The organism is Sphingomonas kyeonggiensis (assembly GCF_014196745.1).
Taxonomy (GTDB): domain Bacteria; phylum Pseudomonadota; class Alphaproteobacteria; order Sphingomonadales; family Sphingomonadaceae; genus Sphingomonas; species Sphingomonas kyeonggiensis.
The window spans coordinates 376,430-397,437 of record NZ_JACIEH010000002.1; the positions used below are offsets into that span (position 1 = coordinate 376,430).

The following is a 21,008-nucleotide window of genomic DNA, read 5'->3' on the forward strand; positions in this document are numbered from 1 at the left end:
CGGCTGAACGCGGCCAGCGCGGCGCGGAGGTCCTGCGCATCGGCCAGGCAATCGGTGAGCACCAGCGCATCCTCGAACGCCATGCTGGCACCCTGGGCCATGCTCGGCGAGCAGGCATGGGCGGCATCGCCGATCAGAAGCGCGGCATCGTTGCTCCAGTCACGCGCCGCGACTTCGCCCAATATGCCCCTGTCGATCCGGTCGTCCGGGCCGATCGCCTCGACCACCGGCGCGAGCGGACCGGCGAAGGCGCCGAACAGATCCTGCAGATCCCGGCGGTGGTTGGTCAGATGGGCGGGGAGCAGCACATTGTCCGCATCGCCGTACAGATAGAGGAGCCCGTCCTCGACCGGCACGCCGAGCAGTGCGCGGCGATGGCCGAGCATCACCGTCCAGTGGCGCAAGCCGATGCTGTTCGGCGTCAGCATCCGCCAGCAGGTGCGCGGATAGATTTCGGGCGCCTGGTCCCCGAAGAGCTGGCCGCGGGTCGCGGAATTGAAGCCGTCCGCGCCGATGACGAGGTCATGGACCGCCTCTTCCCCGTCCGAGAACGCGACCCGCGCCTTGTTGCCTTCGACGGTGATCCCGTTGGTCCAGACGCCGTAGCGGACCTGCGTCTCCACGCCCGAACGGAGTATCCCGGTCAGCGCGGCGCGGGTGAGCGACAGGCATGGGCCGGCATTTTCCCAGAAGCGCTCCACGTCCATGTCGTGCAGCACACCGCCGCCCGCATCCAGTATGGTCTGGCGCCGATTGTGCCAGGCGATGTCCGCCACCTGCTCGCCGAACCCCAGCCCGCGCAGCGCGACCATGGCATTGCCGGGCAGGAACATGCCGGCGCCGCCGGTCAGGGGGGCCGGCGCACGGTCGATGATGTCGAATGCGATGCCCCGGCGCTCGAACGCCCGGGCAAGTGCGAGGCCGGCGATGCCGGCACCGATGATCAGAATATTCCTGGACAAGGATCAAACTCCTGGACGGTCGAAGCCGGGATTTCCCCGGCCCGCGCGCCTCTGCCGCCCGGTGGGCGGGCGGTGCGGCGCGCACCAATTGCGGTTAGACGGAGACGCCGCCATCGACCCGGATATGCGCCCCGGTGACATAGGCCGCGGCGTCGCTGCACAGGAACTCGATGACGCTTGCGACTTCCGTCGCCGTGCCGAAGCGGCCCATCGGCGTGCTGCGGCCCACCGTCTCATAGGCGTCGCCCAGCACCCGGAGCAGGCCCGTCTCGACCCGCCCCGGCTGCACCGTGTTGATGGTGATGCCGCGCCCCGCCAGCTCGCGGGCCAATCCGCGGGTCAGTCCGGTGATCGCCGACTTGGTCATCGTGTACGCGGCCTGGCCGGGATAGGGCATGTAATCGCTGCTGACGCTGCCGACATTGATGATGCGCCCACCCGCCGGCATGTGGGGCAGGGCTTCGCGGATGGCGAGGAACGGCGCCTTCACATTGACCGCCACCATCGCCTCGAGCGCATCGAGGTCATAGTTCTCGATCGCGCCCGCGCATGCCAGTCCGGCATTGTTGACCAGCATGTCGATGCGGCCGAAGCCATCGACCAGTTCCCGGATACAGGCGCGGGTCTCTTCCACCGACCGGGCATCGACACGCATCGCCACCGCGATCTGCCCGGCATCGAACAGCTCCCGTTCCAGCTCCCACGCCGCATCGCGCGAGGCGAAATAGGTGAAGGCGACCGATGCCCCCTCTTCGGCGAGCCTCCGCACGACGGCGGCGCCGATACCGGTGCTGCCGCCGGTCACCAGCGCGATTTTCCCCGCGAAGCTCCGCTCGCGCAGGACCTCGCGCGTCGGGATGGTGAAGCGTTCTGGATAGGACATGCGCTGGGACCATTCGCTGCAATGCGCCGGAGACGAGAGAGGAAGCGCGCGCCGCGCCCGGGTCGGACGAGGCGGCGCGTCGTCGATCATGCGTCCCGCCTTGCCCCGATGCCGAGACCGAACCCCAACACCGCGGCGTTGAAGGCATCGGCCTGTTCGAGATGGATGAAGTGCCCGGCATCCTGGAAGCGCAGCAACCGTGCATCGGGCACGAGCGATGCGATGATCTCGTTATGGGCGGGCCCGCAGATGAAATCCTGCTCGCCTGCCAGCACCAGGGCCGGAACGCCCAGGCCGGGCAGGTCCGGCGTCACGTCGAACGGCGCGCCGTCGCCGATCAGCAAGGTCGCGGTGAGCGCGTTGCGGATCGCCTCGAAATGCAGGTCGGGGCGGCGGAAATCGGCGAAATAGACCGGGAGCAACCGCTGCAGGACGTGGAGATAATCGGCATCGCTCTGCATCGTCGCGAGGTTTTGCCACGCTGCCAGTACATCCTCGGCCAACGCATCGCCGGCGTGACGGGCGGCGAACGCCACCACATTCTGCCCCGCCGACGCGATGAACGCCCCGCCGGTGACCGCCGCGCTGGCGTAGACGATGATGCCCTTCAGCCGTTCCGGTTGCCGCAGCGCATAATGCTGCGCGACGAAGCCGCCATGCGAATGGCCGAGCAGCAGCGCGTCCCGCAGGTCGAGCGCGTCGAACAATGCCCCGAGCTGCGCGCTGTAGCGCGCCACGCTGTATCCCTCCGGATGCGATGCCAGGTGGCCGGAATCGCCGGTTCCGATCGGCTCGAGATACAGCATGGTGAAATGCCGCTCGAGGGCCGGCATGCGCAGATAGCTCCAGCCGATCCCCGGGCCGCCGGAATGGACCACGCATAGCGGCCCCTGGCCGGCAACAATATAGGCCTGCCGGACGCCCAGCAGATCGATCGCATGGGTGCCGGGGCTGAGCAGGTCGTCCGCCTGCGATCCGGTTCGGGCATAGTCGGTCAATTACGCGTCCTCATCAGCACGCCGGACTGTGGCCGTCCGGCCGGGAACTCTCTCGCCACCCTGCGGCGCATTGTGTTGGAGTTCGCGGCAAAGCGCCCGTTAGCTTGCGCGAGCGGTCGTTAGCGTGGCGACGGCCGGAGCACCCTGATGGCCGCTAACATCGCCTGGGCACCGAGAATGCCCTAGGCGGAGAGATTGCCCAGATACTGGATCACGAGCCCGTCCTCACGCCGCGCTTCATCAAGGGGCTGACCTTGCGGGCGGACTGGACGCGGATCGTGATCAACAACGGCTATTACGATCCGCAGTCGCTGCTCAACGCGACGACGCCGCAGGAACTGTCCGCGCTCGCCGACTTCATGGCTGCCTTTCCCGACCGGTTCCGCCGCGGGCCGGTGCCGGCCGGCGATCCCTATGGCGTCGGTCCGATCATCTATGTCGATGCGACCACCGCCAACCTCTCGCGCTACACCCGCGAAGCCCTCGACTTCTCGGGCGACTACCAGACGCTGATCGGAGAAGGCCAGCTCACGATCAGCGGCAGCGCGACGTTGCTGCTCAATATCGCGAGCAAGCTGACTCCTTCGGCGGCGGCGCGCGATCTCACCGGCGTGGTCTCCACTGCGAACTTCTACAGCAATGGCGGCAGCCTGAAGTTCAAGGGCGTCTATTCCACGCCGAAGTGGAATTTCGGCGTCCGGGCGCGTCATCTCAGCGGCTATTACGTCAACAACCTGCACACGCTGGTGCTGGAGCAGGGATCGAACCGGGTCGATGCATCGACCTATTTCGACATCTATGGCGGCGTGAAGCTGTTCAGGAAGACCGAGATCAGCATCGGCCTGAACAACGAGCTCGACAAGCCCCCGCTCTATGACGTTACCCGCACCTCGGGCTACGCTCCGAACGGCGATCCCCGGATGCGCACCTTCTACGCCAACCTGACCCAGCGCTTCTGAAACTGTCCGGCGGCGTGGCGACGAAGCCATTGCCGCCGGATTCCCCGGCCGATGGCTTCGGGCGCGCACGCCGCGCGCTCGGATCTGTGCGGATCAGGCCAGACGCAGGGGCCCCGGACCGCCGGCGGCGGGATCCGAATAGGATGGCTTGCCGGTCTCGACATGGCCCGCCATCCGCCAGCTCTGGCCGCCCGCGACCAGCTGCCGGTCGTACCAGCCATGGCTCTTCGCGAGGTCGAGCCGGATGCTGCGCGATTCTCCGCCTGCCAGCCGGACCACCCTGGACGCGGCGCCATAGGCCATGTCGGTCAGGGTGATGGATTGCGGTGCGGACATGTGGTTCTCGATCAGCAGCGAGACGGAATCGCCGCCGTTCCCCTTCAGGCTGACGGAGAAGATGTCGCCCCTGCCGCGCAGGCGCCGATGGAAGCCGTTGGGCCCGAGGATGAACAGGTCGAGCGGCCCGTCGGTGGCGGGCAGGGGATGCGCCAGCTCCTGTCCCGCGCCGACGGTGTAGCGGGCCGGCACCTCGTCCAGCCGGTTGACGTCATAGACATGGAAGACGGCGGCGCGCCCGGCCGAATGGTTGGCGAAGGACAGGGCGTGGCCGTCTCCCTCCGCCCGCAACCGGGCGTCGAGCGCATAGGGCGTCGCCCGCCGCCGCTTCAGGCCGGTCTCCTGTACCGGCGCGGCCGCCTGGGCGGGAAGGGGCGGCCGGACTTCCTGCAGGCTGGCCGCGCGCTGCGACAGCGCCGCCGTGGCGGGAAGCGCGGGCATGAAGTCCACCGTGTCGGGCGCGCTGAAATCGAAGCAGGAGGTCAGGTCGCCGCACACCGCGCGGCGCCAAGCGCTGATGTTCGGCTCGTGCACGCCGAACCGCGCCTCGAGGAAGCGCAGGATGCTGGTATGGTCGAACACCTCCGACGCGACATGCCCGCCCTTGCTCCAGGGCGAGATCACATAAAGCGGCACGCGCGGGCCCAGCCCATAGGGCCGGTCGAGATAGGCCGCGTCTTCCTTGGTCTGGGACCGGGTGTGGTATTCGTCCTCGGCCGGAATGTTCGTCGCGCCGATCGGCCGCCCGGAGACGCGCGCCGGCGGGGCGGGCGGGGGGACATGGTCGAACAGCCCGTCATTCTCGTCGAAATTGACCAGCAGCACCGTCCGCGCCCAGACCTCCGGATTGGCGGTGAGCGCGTCGAGCACGCGCGCGGTATAATCGCCGCCCTGGAGCGGCGTGGAGACGCTGGGATGCTCCGACATCGCGGCCGGCGCGACGATCCACGAGACCTGCGGCAGCTGCTTGTCCAACACGTCCTGCTTCAGCGCGTCGAGCGTGCGGGTCGTCGTCGTCCGGCGCGCGAGCAGTGCGGCGGCGGCTTCGGATGCGCCCTGCGCCCGACGATAGCTGCGGAAGCCGACCAGCGGGTTGTCGGTGAAATTGTCGGCCATGTCCTGATAGATCTGGAAGCTGATCCCCGCGTCCATCAGCCGCTCGGGATAGGTCATCCAGAGATAGCCGCCATGGTGCAGCGGATCGCCCTCGAGCGTGTCATAGCCATTGTCGATGGCGGGGCCGTTGTTCTTGCCGAGCGCATCGTGCGTGCCCGTCCAGATGTAGAGCCGGTTGGGATTGGTGCTCAGGTGCATCGCGCAGTGATATGCGTCGCACAGGGTGAAGGCGTCGGCGAGCGCATATTGGAACGGCAGGTCGGCGCGGGTGAAATGCGCCATCGCGTGGTTCTTCTTGAAGCGCGGCCATGCGCCCATCCGGCCATTGTCCCAGGCGGCCTGGCTGTCGGTGAAGCCATGCGGCGTGCCGAGCGGGCGATAGAGGCGGAAATCGACCGACGTATCCAGCCGGAAAGGCGCGATCAGCGCGGGCTCGGCCCCGGCTTTCTCGTTCGGCTGGAGCAGGATGGTGCGGTCCGGCGCGCCGGGCAGCGGCGCGGCGGGAATGGCGAAGCGGTCCCCATAGCCCCGCACGCCACGCATCGTGCCGAAATAATGATCGAAGGAGCGGTTCTCCTGGGTGAGGATCACGACATGGTCGACGTCCTTCAGCGTGCCCGTCCGGCGATCGGCGGGGATCTCCAGCGCGCGGGCGATCGCGGGCGTGAGCGAAGCGGCCGCACCTGCCGTCGCCATCATGGCGCGGATGAAGCTGCGGCGGTCCTGTGTCGTCGTCATGCCCGGTCTCCCAGAGGGTCGCGATGCATAGGGACTGGGAGCGCGCAGGCGCAAGGATCGGCTGTCATGGCAATTAGGTCTAGACCACTGTTATGGCGTTCGGGTGACAGCGCGCGCGATGCGCGCCGTTGAGGGCGCAAAGTGTGCGTATCGCCGCATCCCTCACCGAGAAGCCGCCACTTGATCCAATCGCGAGGAAGTTTCGCGCGGCCTCGTTTCCTTGGAAACTGTCACAGAGGTGTCTCCACAGTCTGCTTAAGCGCGTCTGGTTCATACCAGTTGGTGGGGGATTCTCGAATGACCAAGCGACCTTCCTCTCAGGCCATGCGCCTGAACTTCAAGAGCTTTCTGCTGGCAACCGTTGCTGCGGTGGTCGCCGGTGCCATGCCGCGAGTCGCGCTCGCACAGGATGCGTCCGATCCGTCGGCCGCCAGCTCGGGCGAGGACATCGTCGTCACTGGCTTCCGCAAGTCGCTGAGCGATGCGCGCCGCATCAAGAAGGACGCGACGATCCAGGTCGATGCGATCGTCGCCGAGGACATGGCGAAGTTCCCCGAACTGAACCTGGCGGAATCGCTGCAGCGCCTGCCGGGCGTCCAGATCACGCGCGAGGCGGGCGAGGGACGCCGCATCTCGCTGCGCGGTCTCGGCCCGGATTTCGCCCGCGTCCAGCTCAACGGCATGGAAGTGCTGGGCAATGTCGACTCGGCGCAGGACAGCCGCGGCCAGCGCACGCGTGACCGCGCCTTCGACTTCAACATCTTCGCCTCGGAGCTGTTCACCCGCGTGGAGGTGGAGAAGACCTTCCAGGCGGCGCAGAACGAGGGCGGCATGGCCGGTACGGTCGGCCTGTTCACCGGCCGGCCGTTCGATTACGCGACGGGCCTGAAGGGCGCGCTGGTCGGCAAGCTGGGCACCAACGAATATACCAAGGACGCGCAGCCGCGTGTTGCCGGCCTGCTCAGCCATAACTGGGACAACCGGTTCGGCATCCTGGTCTCGGTCGCCTATTCCAAGCGCAAGACCACCGAGCAGGGCCACAACACCTATAATTACGACCAGCCCGATGCCGGGACCATGAAGGACCTGGTCGCCAAGGGCCTCGACATCTCGCGGCTGAGCGCGGCGCAGCAGGCCAAGTTCCTGTCCGGCGACCTGGTTTTCGCCGACGGCAACCGCATCTCGTCCTGGAATGCCCGGCAGGAGCGCCTCGGCATCACCGCCGCGATGCAGTGGCGCCCGGCGGACAATCTGCTGCTGACGCTCGACGGCCTGTACGGCCAGCTCGACACGCACCGCGAGGAATTGCACCTCGCCACCCGGCCGCTGGCGTCCGACGGCTCGATCGCGTTCGACACGCCCGCCGGCGCGCCCTGGCCGGCCGCCTTTCAGAAGGCATCGGTCATCAACGACCTGCGCTGGGACAGCAACAACTACGTGACCAAGACCGACGTCACCGGCACGACCTTCGGCAGCGAGAACCGGCGCTCGCTGAACAAGACCCGATTCCGTTCGGTGGAACTGACGACCGCCTGGGACGCCTCCGACAGCCTCACGATCGACGGGCACATCGGCTATCAGAAGTCGACCTACAAGACGCCCTATGACGACAAGTTCTACATGCGCGCCAAGGGCAATCTGGTGGCCGACTATGGCCTGGACGGGCGTTCGGCCTCGTTCCAGTATTCGGGCTGGGATCCCACCAATCCGGCCAATTACGCGATGGATTCCTTCTACTACCGCGCCTTCAACAACGAGTCCGAGCTGCGCGAGGGCGTGGCGAACCTGCGCTACAAGCTGAACGGCGCGCTGACCCTGCGTGCGGGCGTGGCCTATCACCGCTTCAAGCAGGACGGCATCGACCTGTTCTATGACGACAACGTCAACGGCACCCGCAGCAAGACGCGCGGCACCTCGGTCGCCGACATCACCTCGGTCTACACCAACGAGTTCGGTTCGTGGCTGATCGGCGATTATGCCAAGGGCTTCGCCAAGTATAACGAGTATCACCGCCTCGGGCAGAACAATGACGGCACTGGCGGTGCGCTCCAGGACATCGAGAACGTCTATACGACCACCGAGGAGAGCGAGTCCGCCTATGTCCAGATGGACTGGGACACCGAGCTGTTCGGCAAGCGCTTCCGCGGCAATGTCGGTGCCCGGGCCTATCACACCGACACCAACAGCACCGGCTGGATCCAGGGCGACAGCTATGCCTATCTGGGCACGACCGATGTGGACGGCAGCTATTCGGGCGTGCTGCCCGCGATGAACGCGGTGCTGGAGCTCACCCCGGAAGTGCTGCTGCGCTTCGCCGCCTCGCAGAACCTCAACCGTCCCGGCCTGGGCTCGATCGCGGCGGAAGGCAGTGCCTTCAAGGACGACAACAGCGGCGACATCACCGCGTCGCGCGGCAACCCGAACCTCAAGCCCTACAAGGACACCACGCTCGATTTCTCGGCGGAATATTATTTCGGCAAGGTTGGTCTGCTCTCGGCGAGCGTGTTCCACAAGCGGATCAACAACTTCATCGGGACGCAGATCCTCGAGAACATTCCCTTCAGCCAGACCGGCGTGCCGGTCGGCACGATACCCGGCGCGACGGGCAGCACGATCGTCAAGGAATTCTCGATGCCGATCAACGTGTCGGGCACCAAGAGCCTGACCGGCGTCGAGCTTGCCGGGCAGGCCCAGTTCACTTTCCTGCCGGCGCCGTTCAACGGCCTCGGCGTGATCGCGAACTACACCTATGTCGATGCGCCGCCGGAGATCACCGGCATCTCCAAGACCAGCTACAATGCGACGCTCTATTACGAGACCAATCGCTGGGGCCTGCGCGGCTCGCTGAGCCACCGCAGCCGCTATTACACCGGGCGCAGTGACAACCCGATGAGCGCCAGCACCCGCGGCTTCGAAGGGACGACCTATATCGATGCCTCGGCCTTCGTGAACCTCACCGATGCCATCCAGCTGACGGTGAACGCGATCAACCTGACCAACCAAAAGGACACGCAGTTCTGGGGGCAGAGCCGCTATCTCTACAACCAGAACCAGAGCGGCACGACCTATATGGCCGGCGTCAGCTTCAAGTTCTGAGGCTGGATTGACCATGATGTGCTTCCACCCCCGAGCGGGGGTGGGAGCACATTCTCATGTGGGACAGCACGCATGATCGTTTCCCATACCCACCGTTTTATCTTCGCCGCGGTGCCGAAGACGGGCACCCATGCCGTGCGCCAGGCGCTGCGCGAGCAACTGGGGGAGGGGGATGTCGAGCAGGTGGGGCTGTTCGTCGACAAGCGCTTCCCCTGGGCGGAGCTGGCGGCGATCCGCCACGGGCATCTGTCGCTGCGGCAGGTGCGGCCGCATCTCGGCGAGGACGCCTTTGCCGGCTATTTCAAGTTCGCCTTCGTCCGCAATCCGTTCGACCGCTTCGTCTCCTACTGCGCCTTCATGCTGCGCGGCGGCGACGTCTTCCAGCAGCGGCCGCAGGATGTGATGCGCCACTTCCTCTTCGTCGAGCCGCCCGAGCACCATATCCTGTTCCAGCCCCAGGCTTCGCTGCTGGTGGACGCGGACGGCGAGACCCTGCTGACCGACGGGATCGGCCGGGTCGAGGCCATGCAGGATTCCTACGACGGGATCTGCGCCCGGCTGGGCATCGCGTCCCGCCCGCTGGACCGGGTCAACGACAGCAAGCATGGCGACTACCGCCGCTATTACGACCAGGCCCTGATCGACGGCGTTGCCGCGCGCTATGCACAGGACATCGCGCTGTTCGGCTATGATTTCGAGGGCGTGCGATGAGCGTCGCGCTTGCCAACCCGCGCAAGACCAGGGCGGTCCGCATGCTCGGCCCGGTCGACATTGCCGCGCTGCAGGCGGCCGTGCTGGTGCTTCCCGAGCAGGTCTGGGACGCGGAGAACGCGGCCAAGCCCAACCGGTTCGAGGTGCTGGATGCCACGCGCCACATCGTCTTCCGCTTCGTCGACAGCCCGCGCGACTGGCGGGCCTCGCATGACCGTGCGGCCTGGCCGTATTGGCGTGACCTGCTGGAGCCGGTGCTGACTGGGGCCGTCCGGGACTATGGCTATGCGTGCGGTGTGTTCCCGCGGGTGATGCTCGCACGGATGCCGGCGGGCGGCGTGATCCACCCGCATGTCGATGCCAATCCCGCGGCGAAATGGCCGCACAAGATCCATGTGCCGCTGTCGACCAATGCCGGCACCATCTGCTTCTTCGGCGGCGCGGAGCGTCATTTCCCGGTGGGCGAGGCGGTGGAAGTCGACAATCTCGGCCCGCATTGGGTGCGTAACGGCGGCGATACCGATCGCATCCACCTGATCTTCGAATATTACGACGCCGACCAGCCCGACCCGGACTGGTTGGAGCCCTTGCCGCGCGCAAGTGCCGCACGATGACCGGTACGCGCGACGCGCTGCTGCAGGAGGCGCGGGACCTGCGCGCCCGCCAGCGCGTGCCGGAGGCGCTGGGCGTGCTTGCCCGGCTCCAGGCGCTGCACCCGCGGTTCAGCCGCCTGCATCACGAGCGTGGCCATTGCCATGTCCTGCTCGGCGATGCCCCTGCGGCGATCACGGCGCTGGGCGAAGCGGTGCGCCTCAACCCGACGCTGCCGGCGAGCTGGGACATGCTCGAGCAGCTCTACCGCATGCTGGGTGACACCGCCCAGGCGACCCTGGCTGCGCAGCATCTCGCGGCGCTGCGGCAGCTCCCGCCCGAAGTGGTGATGGCGAACAGCCTGTTCGCGGATGGCGACCTAGCGCCGGCCGAGGGCATCCTCCGCGCCTATTTGGGCCAGGATCGCGACAATGTCGGCGCGCTCCGGCTGCTGGCGCGCATCCACATGGAGCGGGGTGCGCCGCAGGAGGCCGGGCAATTGCTCCAGTCGGTGCTCGAGCGCGCGCCGGACTATCACGCGGCGCGCTTCGATTATGCCATGGTCTTGCTCCAGCAACAGAAGCACCTCCAGGCCCGGCAGCAGGCGGAGCAGCTGCTGCGGCACGAGCCCGGCAACCGCGACTATCGCAAGCATTATGCGGCGGCCTGCGTGGGGCTTGGCGATCACGAGCCGGTGATTGATCTCTATGCCCAGCTGCTGGCGGAGCGGCCCGGCCCCGGTGCGGAGACCGCCGACCTGCTCCTGTGGCGGGCGAACGCCCTCAAGGTGACCGGCCGGCAGCAGGAAGCGATCGCGGACTATCGCGCCTCGCTGGCGGCGCGGCCAGACAATGGCGTGGCCTGGTTCAGCCTCGCCAACCTCAAGACCTATCGCTTCACCGACGACGAGATCGCACGAATGCGCGCCGCGGAGTCCCGGCCCGGCATCCAGGACATGGACCGGGTCTATCTGTGCTTCGCGCTGGGCAAGGCACTGGAGGACCGGGGCGAGCACGCATCCGCATGGGACCATTATGCGCGCGGCAATGCACTGCGACGCGCGGCCGGCACCTATCGCCCGGAGGTGGCGGAAGCCTGTGCGCTCGGGATCAAGCGGGTGTGCACCGCGGAGTTCTTCGCCGCCCGCGCCGGCTGGGGCGCACGGGATGCGGCGCCGATATTCATCCTCGGCCTGCCGCGCTCGGGCTCGACCCTGATCGAGCAGATTCTGGCTTCCCATTCCCAGGTGGAGGGTACGCAGGAGCTGACCGAGATCGACCGCTACGCCCGCGAACTTTGCGGCAGCGATCCGGCATGCGGCCTGCCGCTCCACCAGGAGGCATTGCAGCGCCTGACCGCGGCGGATGCCCGCGCCCTCGGCGAGCGCTTCCTCGCCGAGACCCGCATCCATCGCCGGCTTGGTCGGCCCTTTTTCATCGACAAGATGCCGAACAATTTCTGGCATATCGGCCTGATCCAGCTGATCCTGCCGCGCGCGACGATCATCGACGTGCGGCGCGAGCCGATGGCCTGCTGCTTCAGCAACTTGAAGCAGCTGTTCGGCACCACCAACCAGCAATTCACCTACGGCATCGACGATATCGCGCGCTACTATCGCAGCTATCTCGACCTGATGCGGCACTGGGATGCGGTGCTGCCCGGCCGGGTGCTGCGCGTGCCGTATGAGGGCGTGGTCGAGGATCTCGATGGCAGTGTGCGGCGCATGCTCGACCATGCCGGGCTGCCCTTCGAACCTGGGTGCCTCGCCTTCCACGAGACTCGGCGCAGCGTGCGCACGCCCAGCTCCGAGCAGGTCCGCCAGCCGATCGGCCGCGAGGGTCTGGCGCAGTGGGAAAACTACGCGCCCTGGCTCGGCCCGCTGCGCGACCGGCTGGGCGACGCCCTGACCGAATACAGGAACTGACCCATGCGACTGGCGCGGCCCTTCTTCCAGCTTCCCGTGCGCTTCGACGCCGCGCGCCTGCAGGCCGAGGTCGAGGCGCTGCCGGCCGAGGCCTGGGTGGCGCATCCGGATGGCGTGCCCGGCAACAGCGCGGCGCGGCTGATCAGCGCGGGCGGAGCCGAGACGGATGCCGTGCATGGCCAGATGCTGCCGACGCGCTGGCTGGCGGCCATGCCCTATCTGCGCCAGGCACTCGCCGGCTTCGGCGTGGTGTGGAGCCGGTCGCGGCTGATGCGCCTCGCGCCGGGCGCGGGTGTGCCCGAGCATGCCGACATCAACTATCACTGGCACACGCGGGTGCGGGTGCACCTGCCGGTCTTCACCGCGCCGGAAGTGCGCTTCCACTGCGACGGGCAAACGGTGCACATGGCCGCGGGCGAGGCCTGGATCTTCGACAATTGGCGCCGTCACCATGTCGAGAACGGCGCCAGCACCGCGCGCATCCATCTCGTCGCCGACACCACCGGCACCTCCGCCTTCTGGCGGTTCGCCTGCGGGGAGGCCCCTCCGCCCGCGAGCTGGCCGACCCTGGCCTGGGAGCCGGGTGCCGATCCGCAACTGCTCTGCGAGGGCGGCCAGCGCCTGCCGGTGATGCCTGCCGCCGAGGTGCAGCTGCTGATCGACGATCTGCGCGCGGAGCTGACGGCCGCCAGCGACACCGCGGAGGCCAGGGCGCGCGCCGCGCGGTTCGACATGCTGCTTGAAAGCTTCGTGCAGGACTGGCGCCAACTCTGCGGGCTGCACGGCGTCGGCGGCCGGGCTCGGCCCGAGTTCCTGCGGCTGGCCGGCTCGGTGCGCGACGCCGCGCGCCCGCTGGCCGAGGGGCTCGTCATGCGCACCAACCAGGCCGGCGCGCTGCTCGTTCTGGAGAAGCGGGTGCTACAGCATTTGGTCGCGGACGCGTCTTAGCCGATCGGCAATGCGCGCAGCGCTTCGGGCAGGTCGGCGATCGTATCGATCACGATATGCGCACCGGCCTCGCGGAGCGTCTTCCCCGCTCGCGCAATCCGCTCGTTTCGGTCTTCGGGAGCAAGCGCAGCCAGGGCCTCGCGCGAAAGCCCCACGCCATTGCCGCTGGCGGTGACGCCCACCGTCCATACGCCGGCGGCGAGCCCCTCGGCAATGCCGACCGGCGCGTCATCGACCTTGACGCAGGCGCTCGCGGGCCAGGCCCCCAGTTCGACCAGGTTCTTCCACAGCATCAGCGGGGAAGGGCGCCCCTCCGCCGTCTCCCCCGCGCAGACCAGCGCGTCCGGCGCATAGCCCTGTTCCGCGGCAAGCGGCAGGATGTCGGCCATCATCTCGCGCGTGTAGCCGGTGCACGATCCGATCGCGACGCCCTGCCCCCGAAGCTGCCCGACGATCTCCGCCGCGCCGGGGATCAGCTCGGCACAGTCGCGCGCGCTCTCGCGCATCATCGGGGCAATGCGCGCGAACAGCGCATCGATATCCGCCTCGCCCGCCGCGCCGCCATGCAGTTCGGCCCAGGCCCGGGAGACGCGCGGAGCGGCCAGCAGCGCACGGATATGATCGCGCTTCGCCATGCCCATGTCGGCGCGTGCCTCGGCTTCCGACACCGGCACCCCGGCCTCCTCGAACAGCCGGCACAAGGCCACCACCGGCGCGCGGCTGCCGAAATCGATCATCGTGCCCGCCCAGTCGAACACGATTGCCTTGAGGCCTGGATGCATCAGTTGCTCCCGAAGAGAGTGGAGACGACGTCTTCGGCCAGGGCGAAGCTCGTCGAGGCGCCGGTGCCGCTGGTGACGACGACCAGCCGCACGCCCGGTGCGGGCTCGCGGACGATGCTGTGCCCGGCAGCCGAGGCATAGGTGCCGGTCCACCGCGCGATCACCGCCGGCGGCGGGCCCAGGACCCGGGCATAGGCATCCAGGATCGCGTCATCGATCGCCGCGTTGGAAAAGGGATCGGGGGTTGGCGCATAGTCGTGGCTGTCGCCGACCACCAGCGATCCGTCCGCCCCCTGCACGGCGATCAGATGGACGCCGTGCGCCAGCGCTTCCGCTTCCTCGGCCTCGAGCCGGGTGCGCAGGACGTCAGCCTCGGGCAGCGCGGCATAGCCGAGATAGCGAACCATGCTGAGGTCGCTCATCACCGGCGCCGGCAGCCGCCAGCCGGGTGCGGCAAGGCGCAGCATCTGGAGCTTGCAGCGGGTGATGCCGGCATCGGCATAGAGTTCGGGAAACAGCGTCGCCCAGTCGTCGCCCGGGCAGACGATGACCGCATCCGCCTCGTGCACGCCGTGGCTGGAATGGACCCGCCCGGTGTCGACGGCATGCACCGCGATGCCATAGGCGAAGTCGACCGCATGCGTGGCGGCCAGCCAGGCGGCGAGTTTGGGGATCGCGAGCGGGGAATCGACGCGCAGGTCGTGCGGGCTCTGCAGTGCCGCCAGCCCGCCGCGCACCATCGGCCAGCGCCCTGCCAATGCCGCCGGGCCGAGCCAGGTGCAGCCTCGGCCCATCTCGGTGCCCAGAAACGCCTCGATCACCGCTGCCGCTTCTGGCCGCTGGGCGACCAGCAGCAGCCCTTCCTGCTCGATTGCGATCCCAGCGGGCGCCGCCACTTCGCGCCAGATCGCCGCGCTGCGCATAGCCAGCTCCCAGACCCGGCCGCGTTCCTGCCCGGTGACGGTGACGAAGCCGAAATTGCGGATCGAGGCGCCATTGGCCTGGGCATCGCGATCGAGCACCAGCACGCGCTTGCCGCGCCGCGCGGCGGCCAGCGCATGGGCCAGGCCGACGACCCCCGCGCCGACGACGATCAGGTCATGCCGCGGCATGCGATTGCCCCTGGCGGCGTCCGCGCAGTGCGAAGCCGACTGCTGACAGGATAGTCAGCGCCCCGACCGCGATCGCCGTCGCATAGGAGACTTCGATGAAGAAGGGCAGCCAGTCCATCTTCGGCGCCGCCAGGCTGCGGAACAGCAGCAGCGCGACGCTGCCGGCATAGCCCGACGCATCGGCGATGTAGATCAGGAAGCCGGCATTGCCTGCCTTGCCGATCGCCGCGATCATCCGGTCGAACAGCATCGCATTGAACGGCGTATAGGCGAGGTAGAGGCCCGCGCCGGTCAGCACCATCCAGGGCAGCGGCGCCAGCAGCCCTGCCTGGAAGGCCAGCGTCGAGAGCCCGAGCAGCAGCGCGCCGAGGACGATCACGCCGTGCATCGCCAGCAGTGCGCGCATGTTGTCGCGCACCAGCATCAGCGCGGCGAGCCCGGCCAGGCTGATGACCGCGACCGGTAGCTCGCTCGCCGAGAACATCGCCGCTTCGCCGCCATGTCCCATCGCAGCCCAGAGCTCGGCGGCGAAATTGTCGCGGAAGTCGCGGATCGCGGTCAGCAATACATAGCCGGCGACGAGCAGCAGCAGCGACAGCCCGTGCTCGCGCAGGAATGCCGCGCGGTCGGCGCGCCGCATCGGCACGCGGGCTACGCGCTCGACCTCGTCCCGGGCATCGGGCGGCGGCATCCGCTCGAGCCACCACAAGGACACGAGCAGCACCGGCACGAAGGCGAGGCCGGTCACCGCCGGCATCCAGATCTCCGGCACGCCGGCGTGGAGGAACAGCACCGCGACCGACTTCACCACGCCCGAGGACAGGATGAAGCTCGCGCACAGCATCGCGCCGAGCAGTTCCGAGACGCGGCGCCCTTCGACATAGCTGAACACCAGGCCCCAGATCATGCCGAGCGGCAGGCCGTTGAGGAACAGGCAGGCGATATTGTAGGGCGGCGGCACCAGCGCGAACAGCACCAGCGCCAGCCACGAGGTGCCGATTAGCGCCAGGATCAGGGCTGCGCGACCCTGCCTGCCGAACTCGGCGATCACGCGCACCCCGATCAACTTGGACAGCGCATAGCCGAACACCTGCGCGATCAGCAGCGCGGTCTTGTAGTCGATCTCGAAATGCCAGCCGCCGATATCGGCGAAGGTCGCTGCGGCGAACGGCTTGCGAAAGGCGTACATCGCGAAATAGGCGCCGAACGCCGCCAGCCCGCCCAGCAGCAGCGTGAGCGTTGGCGTGGCGCCCGGGGCGGGTTTCACAGCGAGCGTGCGAATCTTGCGAAGCATCGGATCTGGTATAAACCAGTTTGGCGACGGTTTCGTGACGCCTTACCAGGGCCGTGTCGCCAGCGCCGCCTGATCCGCCGCGCATTGCGCCTGGTCCGGGCGGGGCGCGCCGGAGCCGATCGCCTCGAGCTCGCTCCGGGCGGCCTGCAGGTCGCGCTGGAAGCCGGGCGTCGCCCCGAGCACGGCGAACATCGCCGTTCCGCTCATCCAGCCTGCCTGCACTGCGCTCACCGAATGCGATCCGCACACCGCGCGGCTCTCGCCATAGGCGCGGGCGCGGGCAAGGATCGCCGTCGCCCGATCGGGGACCAGCTCGGCCAGGATCAGTCCTTCGAGCCAGCCATTGGCGGCATGGCCGGAGGGGTAGTCGCCATTCTCGGCGAGGTGCCGGGTCTTCGGCTCGCAGATCGGTGCGTTGGTGCCGAGATAGGGGCGGGGTGCCCTGTAGTGGGCCTTGACCGGGTTCACGAGCGGACCCGTCCCCGCGCGGTCGAGCAGGCGTGCGAGAGCGGGCGCGCGCTTCGCATCGAGCTTCATCCCCAGCGCGCAGGCGAAGCGGTCGAGCGGGTCGTTGGTCACGTCCTCGGTCGCGATCCGCCAGCGCGGTGTCCCCTCCAGCTTGCGCGTCGCTTCGAAGATCGCGCGGTCGGCGCGTGCGGCGGGGCTGCCGGGCGTGGGCGGCGGCGGCAGGATCGCTAGTCCATCGGGCACGCGATCGGGCGGCAGATAGGGGCCGCTATCCTGGGCTTGCCCCATCGCGGTCAGCGCCAGCCAGGCGGCGAGCATCAGGGCAGAGCGGGGCGTGCTCATGCGGTGATCCGCATCGTGCCGATGCCTGGATCGGTGCGCCCGGCGCGTCCGGTCTCGACCTTGCCGGCGAAGCGGCGGAGGAAGCGGGTATCGCCGTCCACGGTCACCGCCAGGTCGTACCAGTCGTCGCTCGCGGACAGCTGCCAGAGGTCGCTGACCTGCTTGCCCGGCGCGACCGAAACCCGGCGGGTCCGGGCACCGCGCGCCGGATAGGCCGGATCGAGCGCGACCGTGAAGGTCATCGGCGCGGTTCCGCCATTGCGCAGCACCAGCTCGACCGCGTCCTGGGAGGGGAGCTGATGCAGCAGCACCTCGGCGCGCGGTGCCTCGGCGGCTGTCGACCCGGCGAAGCACTGCCACAGGCCATTGGGGCCGCGCAGCGTCAGGTCATAGGCGGCTAGCGGGCCGGCATCGTGCCATTGCTCGCTGGCGAAGCGGTCGCCCGCGCCGATGGTATAGTGCCAGGGTTCCTGCGCGTCGCTGTTGTCGTGCACGGTGAAGGTCGCGCCCGTCGCACCGCGGTTGATCATCTCGATCCGCAGCCGGTGTTCGGGCGTCACCCCCGCGACCACGTCCAGCCGATAGGGCAGCGGGCGATGCGGGCGCTGGCCGGGCATCTGCACGGTCGCGATCTGCGTCGCCGGGATGGTGTTGACCGGCCCGGCCAGCGACCGTGCGATGCGCTCGCGGAAATCGTCCGTCGTCGGCAGCTTGCGGGCTGCGGCGCGATCGGAACCCGTGAAGTCGAAGGCTGAAGTCAGGTCGCCGCACACCGATCGCCGCCACGCGCTGATATTGGGCTCGCGGACGCCGAAGCGCTTCTCGACGAACTGCAGCACCGAGGTGTGGTCGAACAGCTCCGAGCAGACGAAGCCGCCGCGGGTCCAGGGCGAGACGAGTATCGTCGGCGTGCGGAAGCCCAGGCCGATCGGGTGCTTGCCCGGCGCCTGCGCGTCCGCGCTGGCATAATCCTTGGTCTCGCCGTCTAGCGGCACGGTGCTGTGGCCGCGATAGTCGCCCACCGGCGGGATCGGGGGCGGGGCATGATCGTAGAAGCCGCCGGCCTCGTCATAGTTGAGGATCAGCACGGTCTTGGCGAACATCTCCGGATGGTCGACCAGCGCCTCGATCAGCTTGGCGGTGACGTGCTCGCCCTTGGCCGGCTCGGCCGTGGGATGTTCGGAAAGATCGGCGGCGGTGACGATCCACGAGACCTGTGGCAGCGTGCCTGCGGCGACGTCGCGGCGGAACGCCTCGACCAGCTGCTCGCCGTCGGAGCGCTTGCGGTCCGCGCCGGTCTTGTGCTCGCTCACCCAGGAACGGCCGCGCCGATAGAGCTCGGAGTCCTTCGCGGCGGGGCGGAAGGCCGGGAAGACCGACAGCAGGTTGTCGCCGAAATTGTCGTATTCCTGGTAGACCTTCCAGCTGATCCCCGCTGCCTGCAGCCGCTCCGCATAGGTGGTCCAGTGATAGGCTCCGTCGCGCAGCCTGTGGTCCTCGGCCATGTCGGCGCTCGGCGTTTCGTCCTCGCCGTAATTCTCCATTTGCGGATCGCCGCCCACCGTGCCGCCGCCATTGCATCCGCTGAACAGGTGCAGGCGGTTGGGATAGGTCTGCGTCATCGTCGAGCAGTGATAGGCGTCGCACACGGTGAAGGCGTCGGCGAGCGCATAATAGAAGGGCAGGTCGCTCGCGGTGTAATGCAGCATGCGGTTGTGCAGCGCTTCGGTGTGTCCCCAGCGGTCGTAGCGGCCGCGGTTGAAGATGTGCATGTTCTCCCGGTGCGACTGGTCGGCGCCATCGACCTTGAACGAGCGCGTCGTCCTCGAATCGCCATGGAAGGGCAGGACATAGCCGTCGGGATGCTGCTTCGAAGGCTGCGCCCAGACGCTGTGCCCGCCGGGCAGCCGCAGCGGCCGCGGATCGCCGAAGCCGCGCACGCCGTTGAGCATGCCGAGATAGTGATCGAACGAGCGGTTCTCCTGCATGTGGATGACGATGTGCTCGACATCGCGGATCGAACCGGTGCGCTGGTTCGCCGGAATCGCCAGCGCGCGCTCGATCAGATTGGGAAGCATCGATCCGACCGCACCTGCGCCCGCCGCGCGCAGAAAATGCCTTCTCGTCGTTCGATTCATTGCTTCACCCTTCCCTTGGCCACGCGAACCCGCTAGTTCGGCCTTGAAAGTGGTCTAGTCCAAAAAGACTACAATCTTGCGACGGCGATACGGAAGCAGGGCGCCTGGGCGGTGTCTCAGCCCTGGTTCGCCGTCACGCCAACCAGTGAGGAAGCATGATCCCGAATGTGATCGACCGGATTTTCGACCTCTTCGAGCGTTTCGGGTCCCTCTATTATGGCGAGGATGCCACCCAGCTTCAGCATGCCCTCCAGGTCGCGGAGCTGGCGCGGCGCAATCGCTGCTCGGATGCGCTGATCGCAGCGGCGCTGCTCCACGATATCGGCCAGTTCATGGACGATGCGGGCAATGCCGCGGAAACGCTGGGGATCGATGCGCGCCACGAGATCAGCGGTGCCGCGTTCCTCAGCCCCTGGTTCCCGCCCGAGGTCACCGAGCCGGTGAAACTGCACGTCGCCGCCAAGCGTTATCTGTGCGCCATCGATCCCGCCTATCTGGAAGGACTTAGCCAGGCCTCGGCGATCAGCCTGGCGCTGCAGGGTGGGCCGATGTCGCCCGAGGAGGTTCGCGCGTTCGAGGCGGAGCCCCATTACGGCGATGCGGTGACGCTGCGCCGTTTCGACGACATGGGCAAGAACCCGAACTGGCGCGTGCCGGACCTGTCCAGCTATCGTCCTCTGCTCGAGAAGCTGCTCCTCGCACCGGTCCACAATTCCTGACTGGTTCGGACCAATTAATGCGGTGAAGGCTTGACCCGCTACGATACGCCCTGTCATCTCCGGTCCGGGCACCATGCGAAGCGAACTCGAACTCACTCCGATCGCCAAGGGCGACGCTGCGGACGGGCCGCACTATCTGGCGCTGCGCGACCAGATCGCGCTCGGCATCGAGATGGGCAAGCTGGCGCCGGGGTCCAAGCTGCCCTCGGAGCGGCAGTTCCAGGGTGATAGCGGCGCGGCGCGCGGCACCATCCGCGAGGCGCTGTTCCAGCTCGAGGCTGAGGGGCTGATCTATCGGCGCGACCGCAGCGGCTGGTACGTGTCGCCGCCGGCGGTCACCTATAATCCCACCCGCTGGTCGGGCTTCATGACCTATGTCGCCGAGCAGGGGCGCACGCCCGCGACCGAGACGCTGAGCAAGGAACTGGTGTCGGCGCCGCCCGCGGTGGCCGACATCTTCCGCACCGCGCCGGGCACGCCGCTCTACAACATCCACCGCCGGCGCTCGATCGACGGCCGTGCCGTGCTGGTCGAGCGGATCATCGTCGATCCGACCCTGGCGCCGGGGCTGGTCGACCGCTCGCTCGACGGCTCGCTCACCCAGATCCTGGCCGGCGACTATGGCCTCACGGTGGTGCGCAACCGGGTCGACATGCGGCCCTGCGCGCTGGTCAAGTTCGCCGCCGATGCGCTGGGCGTAAAGCCCGGCACCCCCGGGCTGCTGGTGGTGCGCACCAGCATCGGCGCCGATGGGCGGGTGGTCGAATATGACCAGGAATATTGGCGGCACGACGCGATCCGCGTGCATGTCGATCTCGACGTTCGCGGGTGAGCCGGACAGGTGGGACGCTCGACTGCCATTTCGTTGGCCGCAGGGTGAAATCGGAAAAA

Annotated in this window: 16 protein-coding genes and 1 pseudogene; 8 read left to right on the forward strand and 9 right to left on the reverse strand. The window is 68.0% G+C overall.

Features of this window, described 5'->3' with window-relative positions:
* Nucleotides 1-5: 5 nt before the first annotated feature.
* From GGR46_RS10925 to GGR46_RS10935, 3 genes and pseudogenes are all read right to left on the reverse strand, one after another.
* A pseudogene (locus GGR46_RS10925) lies at nucleotides 6-962 on the reverse strand (FAD-dependent monooxygenase); the annotation flags it as partial.
* Between the two features lie 94 nt (nucleotides 963-1,056).
* Nucleotides 1,057-1,845 (reverse strand): SDR family NAD(P)-dependent oxidoreductase, encoded by a 789-nt coding sequence (locus GGR46_RS10930; protein WP_183997599.1) that lies wholly within the window; start codon nucleotides 1,843-1,845, stop codon nucleotides 1,057-1,059.
* Nucleotides 1,846-1,931: 86 nt separating this feature from the next.
* Nucleotides 1,932-2,843, reverse strand: coding sequence for an alpha/beta fold hydrolase (locus GGR46_RS10935; protein ID WP_246426034.1), 912 nt, complete (start codon nucleotides 2,841-2,843; stop codon nucleotides 1,932-1,934).
* Nucleotides 2,844-3,097: 254 nt separating this feature from the next.
* On the opposite strand from GGR46_RS10935, the gene GGR46_RS10940 reads away from it, so the two are divergent.
* On the forward strand, nucleotides 3,098-3,802 hold the full coding sequence (locus GGR46_RS10940) for a hypothetical protein (RefSeq protein WP_183997601.1): 705 nt from the start codon (nucleotides 3,098-3,100) through the stop codon (nucleotides 3,800-3,802).
* Nucleotides 3,803-3,895: 93 nt separating this feature from the next.
* On the opposite strand, the gene GGR46_RS10945 is transcribed toward GGR46_RS10940, so the two are convergent.
* Nucleotides 3,896-5,992 carry a phosphocholine-specific phospholipase C gene (locus tag GGR46_RS10945; RefSeq protein ID WP_183997603.1) on the reverse strand — a complete coding sequence of 699 codons (2,097 nt, stop codon included), beginning with the start codon at nucleotides 5,990-5,992 and terminating at the stop codon, nucleotides 3,896-3,898.
* Between the two features lie 297 nt (nucleotides 5,993-6,289).
* Here GGR46_RS10945 and GGR46_RS10950 point away from each other — a divergent pair, with 297 nt between their 5' ends.
* The 5 genes from GGR46_RS10950 (at nucleotide 6,290) to GGR46_RS10970 (ending at nucleotide 13,262) form a co-directional block, all read left to right on the forward strand.
* The gene (locus GGR46_RS10950; protein ID WP_183997605.1) at nucleotides 6,290-9,088 is read left to right on the forward strand and encodes a TonB-dependent receptor; all 2,799 of its coding nucleotides are present in this window, start codon (nucleotides 6,290-6,292) and stop codon (nucleotides 9,086-9,088) included.
* A gap of 72 nt (nucleotides 9,089-9,160) precedes the next feature.
* The gene (locus GGR46_RS10955; protein ID WP_183997607.1) at nucleotides 9,161-9,799 is read left to right on the forward strand and encodes a sulfotransferase family 2 domain-containing protein; all 639 of its coding nucleotides are present in this window, start codon (nucleotides 9,161-9,163) and stop codon (nucleotides 9,797-9,799) included.
* Nucleotides 9,796-10,413, forward strand: a complete 618-nt coding sequence (locus GGR46_RS10960; RefSeq protein WP_183997609.1) for an aspartyl/asparaginyl beta-hydroxylase domain-containing protein — start codon at nucleotides 9,796-9,798, stop codon at nucleotides 10,411-10,413. The genes GGR46_RS10955 and GGR46_RS10960 overlap by 4 nt, the downstream gene beginning before the upstream one ends.
* Complete coding sequence (locus GGR46_RS10965; protein ID WP_183997611.1) at nucleotides 10,410-12,314, forward strand: tetratricopeptide repeat-containing sulfotransferase family protein; 1,905 nt, start codon at nucleotides 10,410-10,412, stop codon at nucleotides 12,312-12,314. Before GGR46_RS10960 ends, GGR46_RS10965 begins: the two co-directional genes overlap by 4 nt.
* Nucleotides 12,315-12,317: 3 nt before the next feature.
* Entirely contained in the window at nucleotides 12,318-13,262 is a 945-nt protein-coding gene (locus tag GGR46_RS10970; RefSeq protein WP_183997613.1) for an aspartyl/asparaginyl beta-hydroxylase domain-containing protein, read from the forward strand.
* Here the strand turns inward: GGR46_RS10970 and phnX are convergent.
* The 5 genes from phnX to GGR46_RS10995 are packed head-to-tail and all read right to left on the reverse strand — an operon-like array spanning nucleotide 13,259 to nucleotide 19,398.
* The gene (gene phnX / locus GGR46_RS10975; RefSeq protein ID WP_183997615.1) at nucleotides 13,259-14,044 is read right to left on the reverse strand and encodes a phosphonoacetaldehyde hydrolase; all 786 of its coding nucleotides are present in this window, start codon (nucleotides 14,042-14,044) and stop codon (nucleotides 13,259-13,261) included. The genes GGR46_RS10970 and phnX overlap by 4 nt on opposite strands.
* On the reverse strand, nucleotides 14,044-15,156 hold the full coding sequence (locus tag GGR46_RS10980; RefSeq protein WP_183997617.1) for a TIGR03364 family FAD-dependent oxidoreductase: 1,113 nt from the start codon (nucleotides 15,154-15,156) through the stop codon (nucleotides 14,044-14,046). Before GGR46_RS10980 ends, phnX begins: the two co-directional genes overlap by 1 nt.
* Complete coding sequence (locus GGR46_RS10985) at nucleotides 15,143-16,450, reverse strand: DUF5690 family protein (RefSeq protein ID WP_221262702.1); 1,308 nt, start codon at nucleotides 16,448-16,450, stop codon at nucleotides 15,143-15,145. The genes GGR46_RS10980 and GGR46_RS10985 overlap by 14 nt, the downstream gene beginning before the upstream one ends.
* 42 nt (nucleotides 16,451-16,492) lie before the next feature.
* The gene (locus tag GGR46_RS10990; protein ID WP_183997619.1) at nucleotides 16,493-17,260 is read right to left on the reverse strand and encodes an acid phosphatase; all 768 of its coding nucleotides are present in this window, start codon (nucleotides 17,258-17,260) and stop codon (nucleotides 16,493-16,495) included.
* A complete protein-coding gene (locus GGR46_RS10995) occupies nucleotides 17,257-19,398 on the reverse strand; it encodes a phosphocholine-specific phospholipase C (protein ID WP_183997621.1) in 2,142 nt (713 codons plus the stop codon). The genes GGR46_RS10990 and GGR46_RS10995 overlap by 4 nt, the downstream gene beginning before the upstream one ends.
* A 155-nt stretch (nucleotides 19,399-19,553) precedes the next feature.
* Between GGR46_RS10995 and GGR46_RS11000 the strand changes: the two genes are divergently transcribed.
* Nucleotides 19,554-20,117, forward strand: coding sequence for a phosphonate degradation HD-domain oxygenase (locus GGR46_RS11000; protein WP_183997623.1), 564 nt, complete (start codon nucleotides 19,554-19,556; stop codon nucleotides 20,115-20,117).
* Nucleotides 20,118-20,190: 73 nt separating this feature from the next.
* Entirely contained in the window at nucleotides 20,191-20,949 is a 759-nt protein-coding gene (locus GGR46_RS11005; protein WP_183997625.1) for a UTRA domain-containing protein, read from the forward strand.
* Nucleotides 20,950-21,008: the final 59 nt, after the last annotated feature.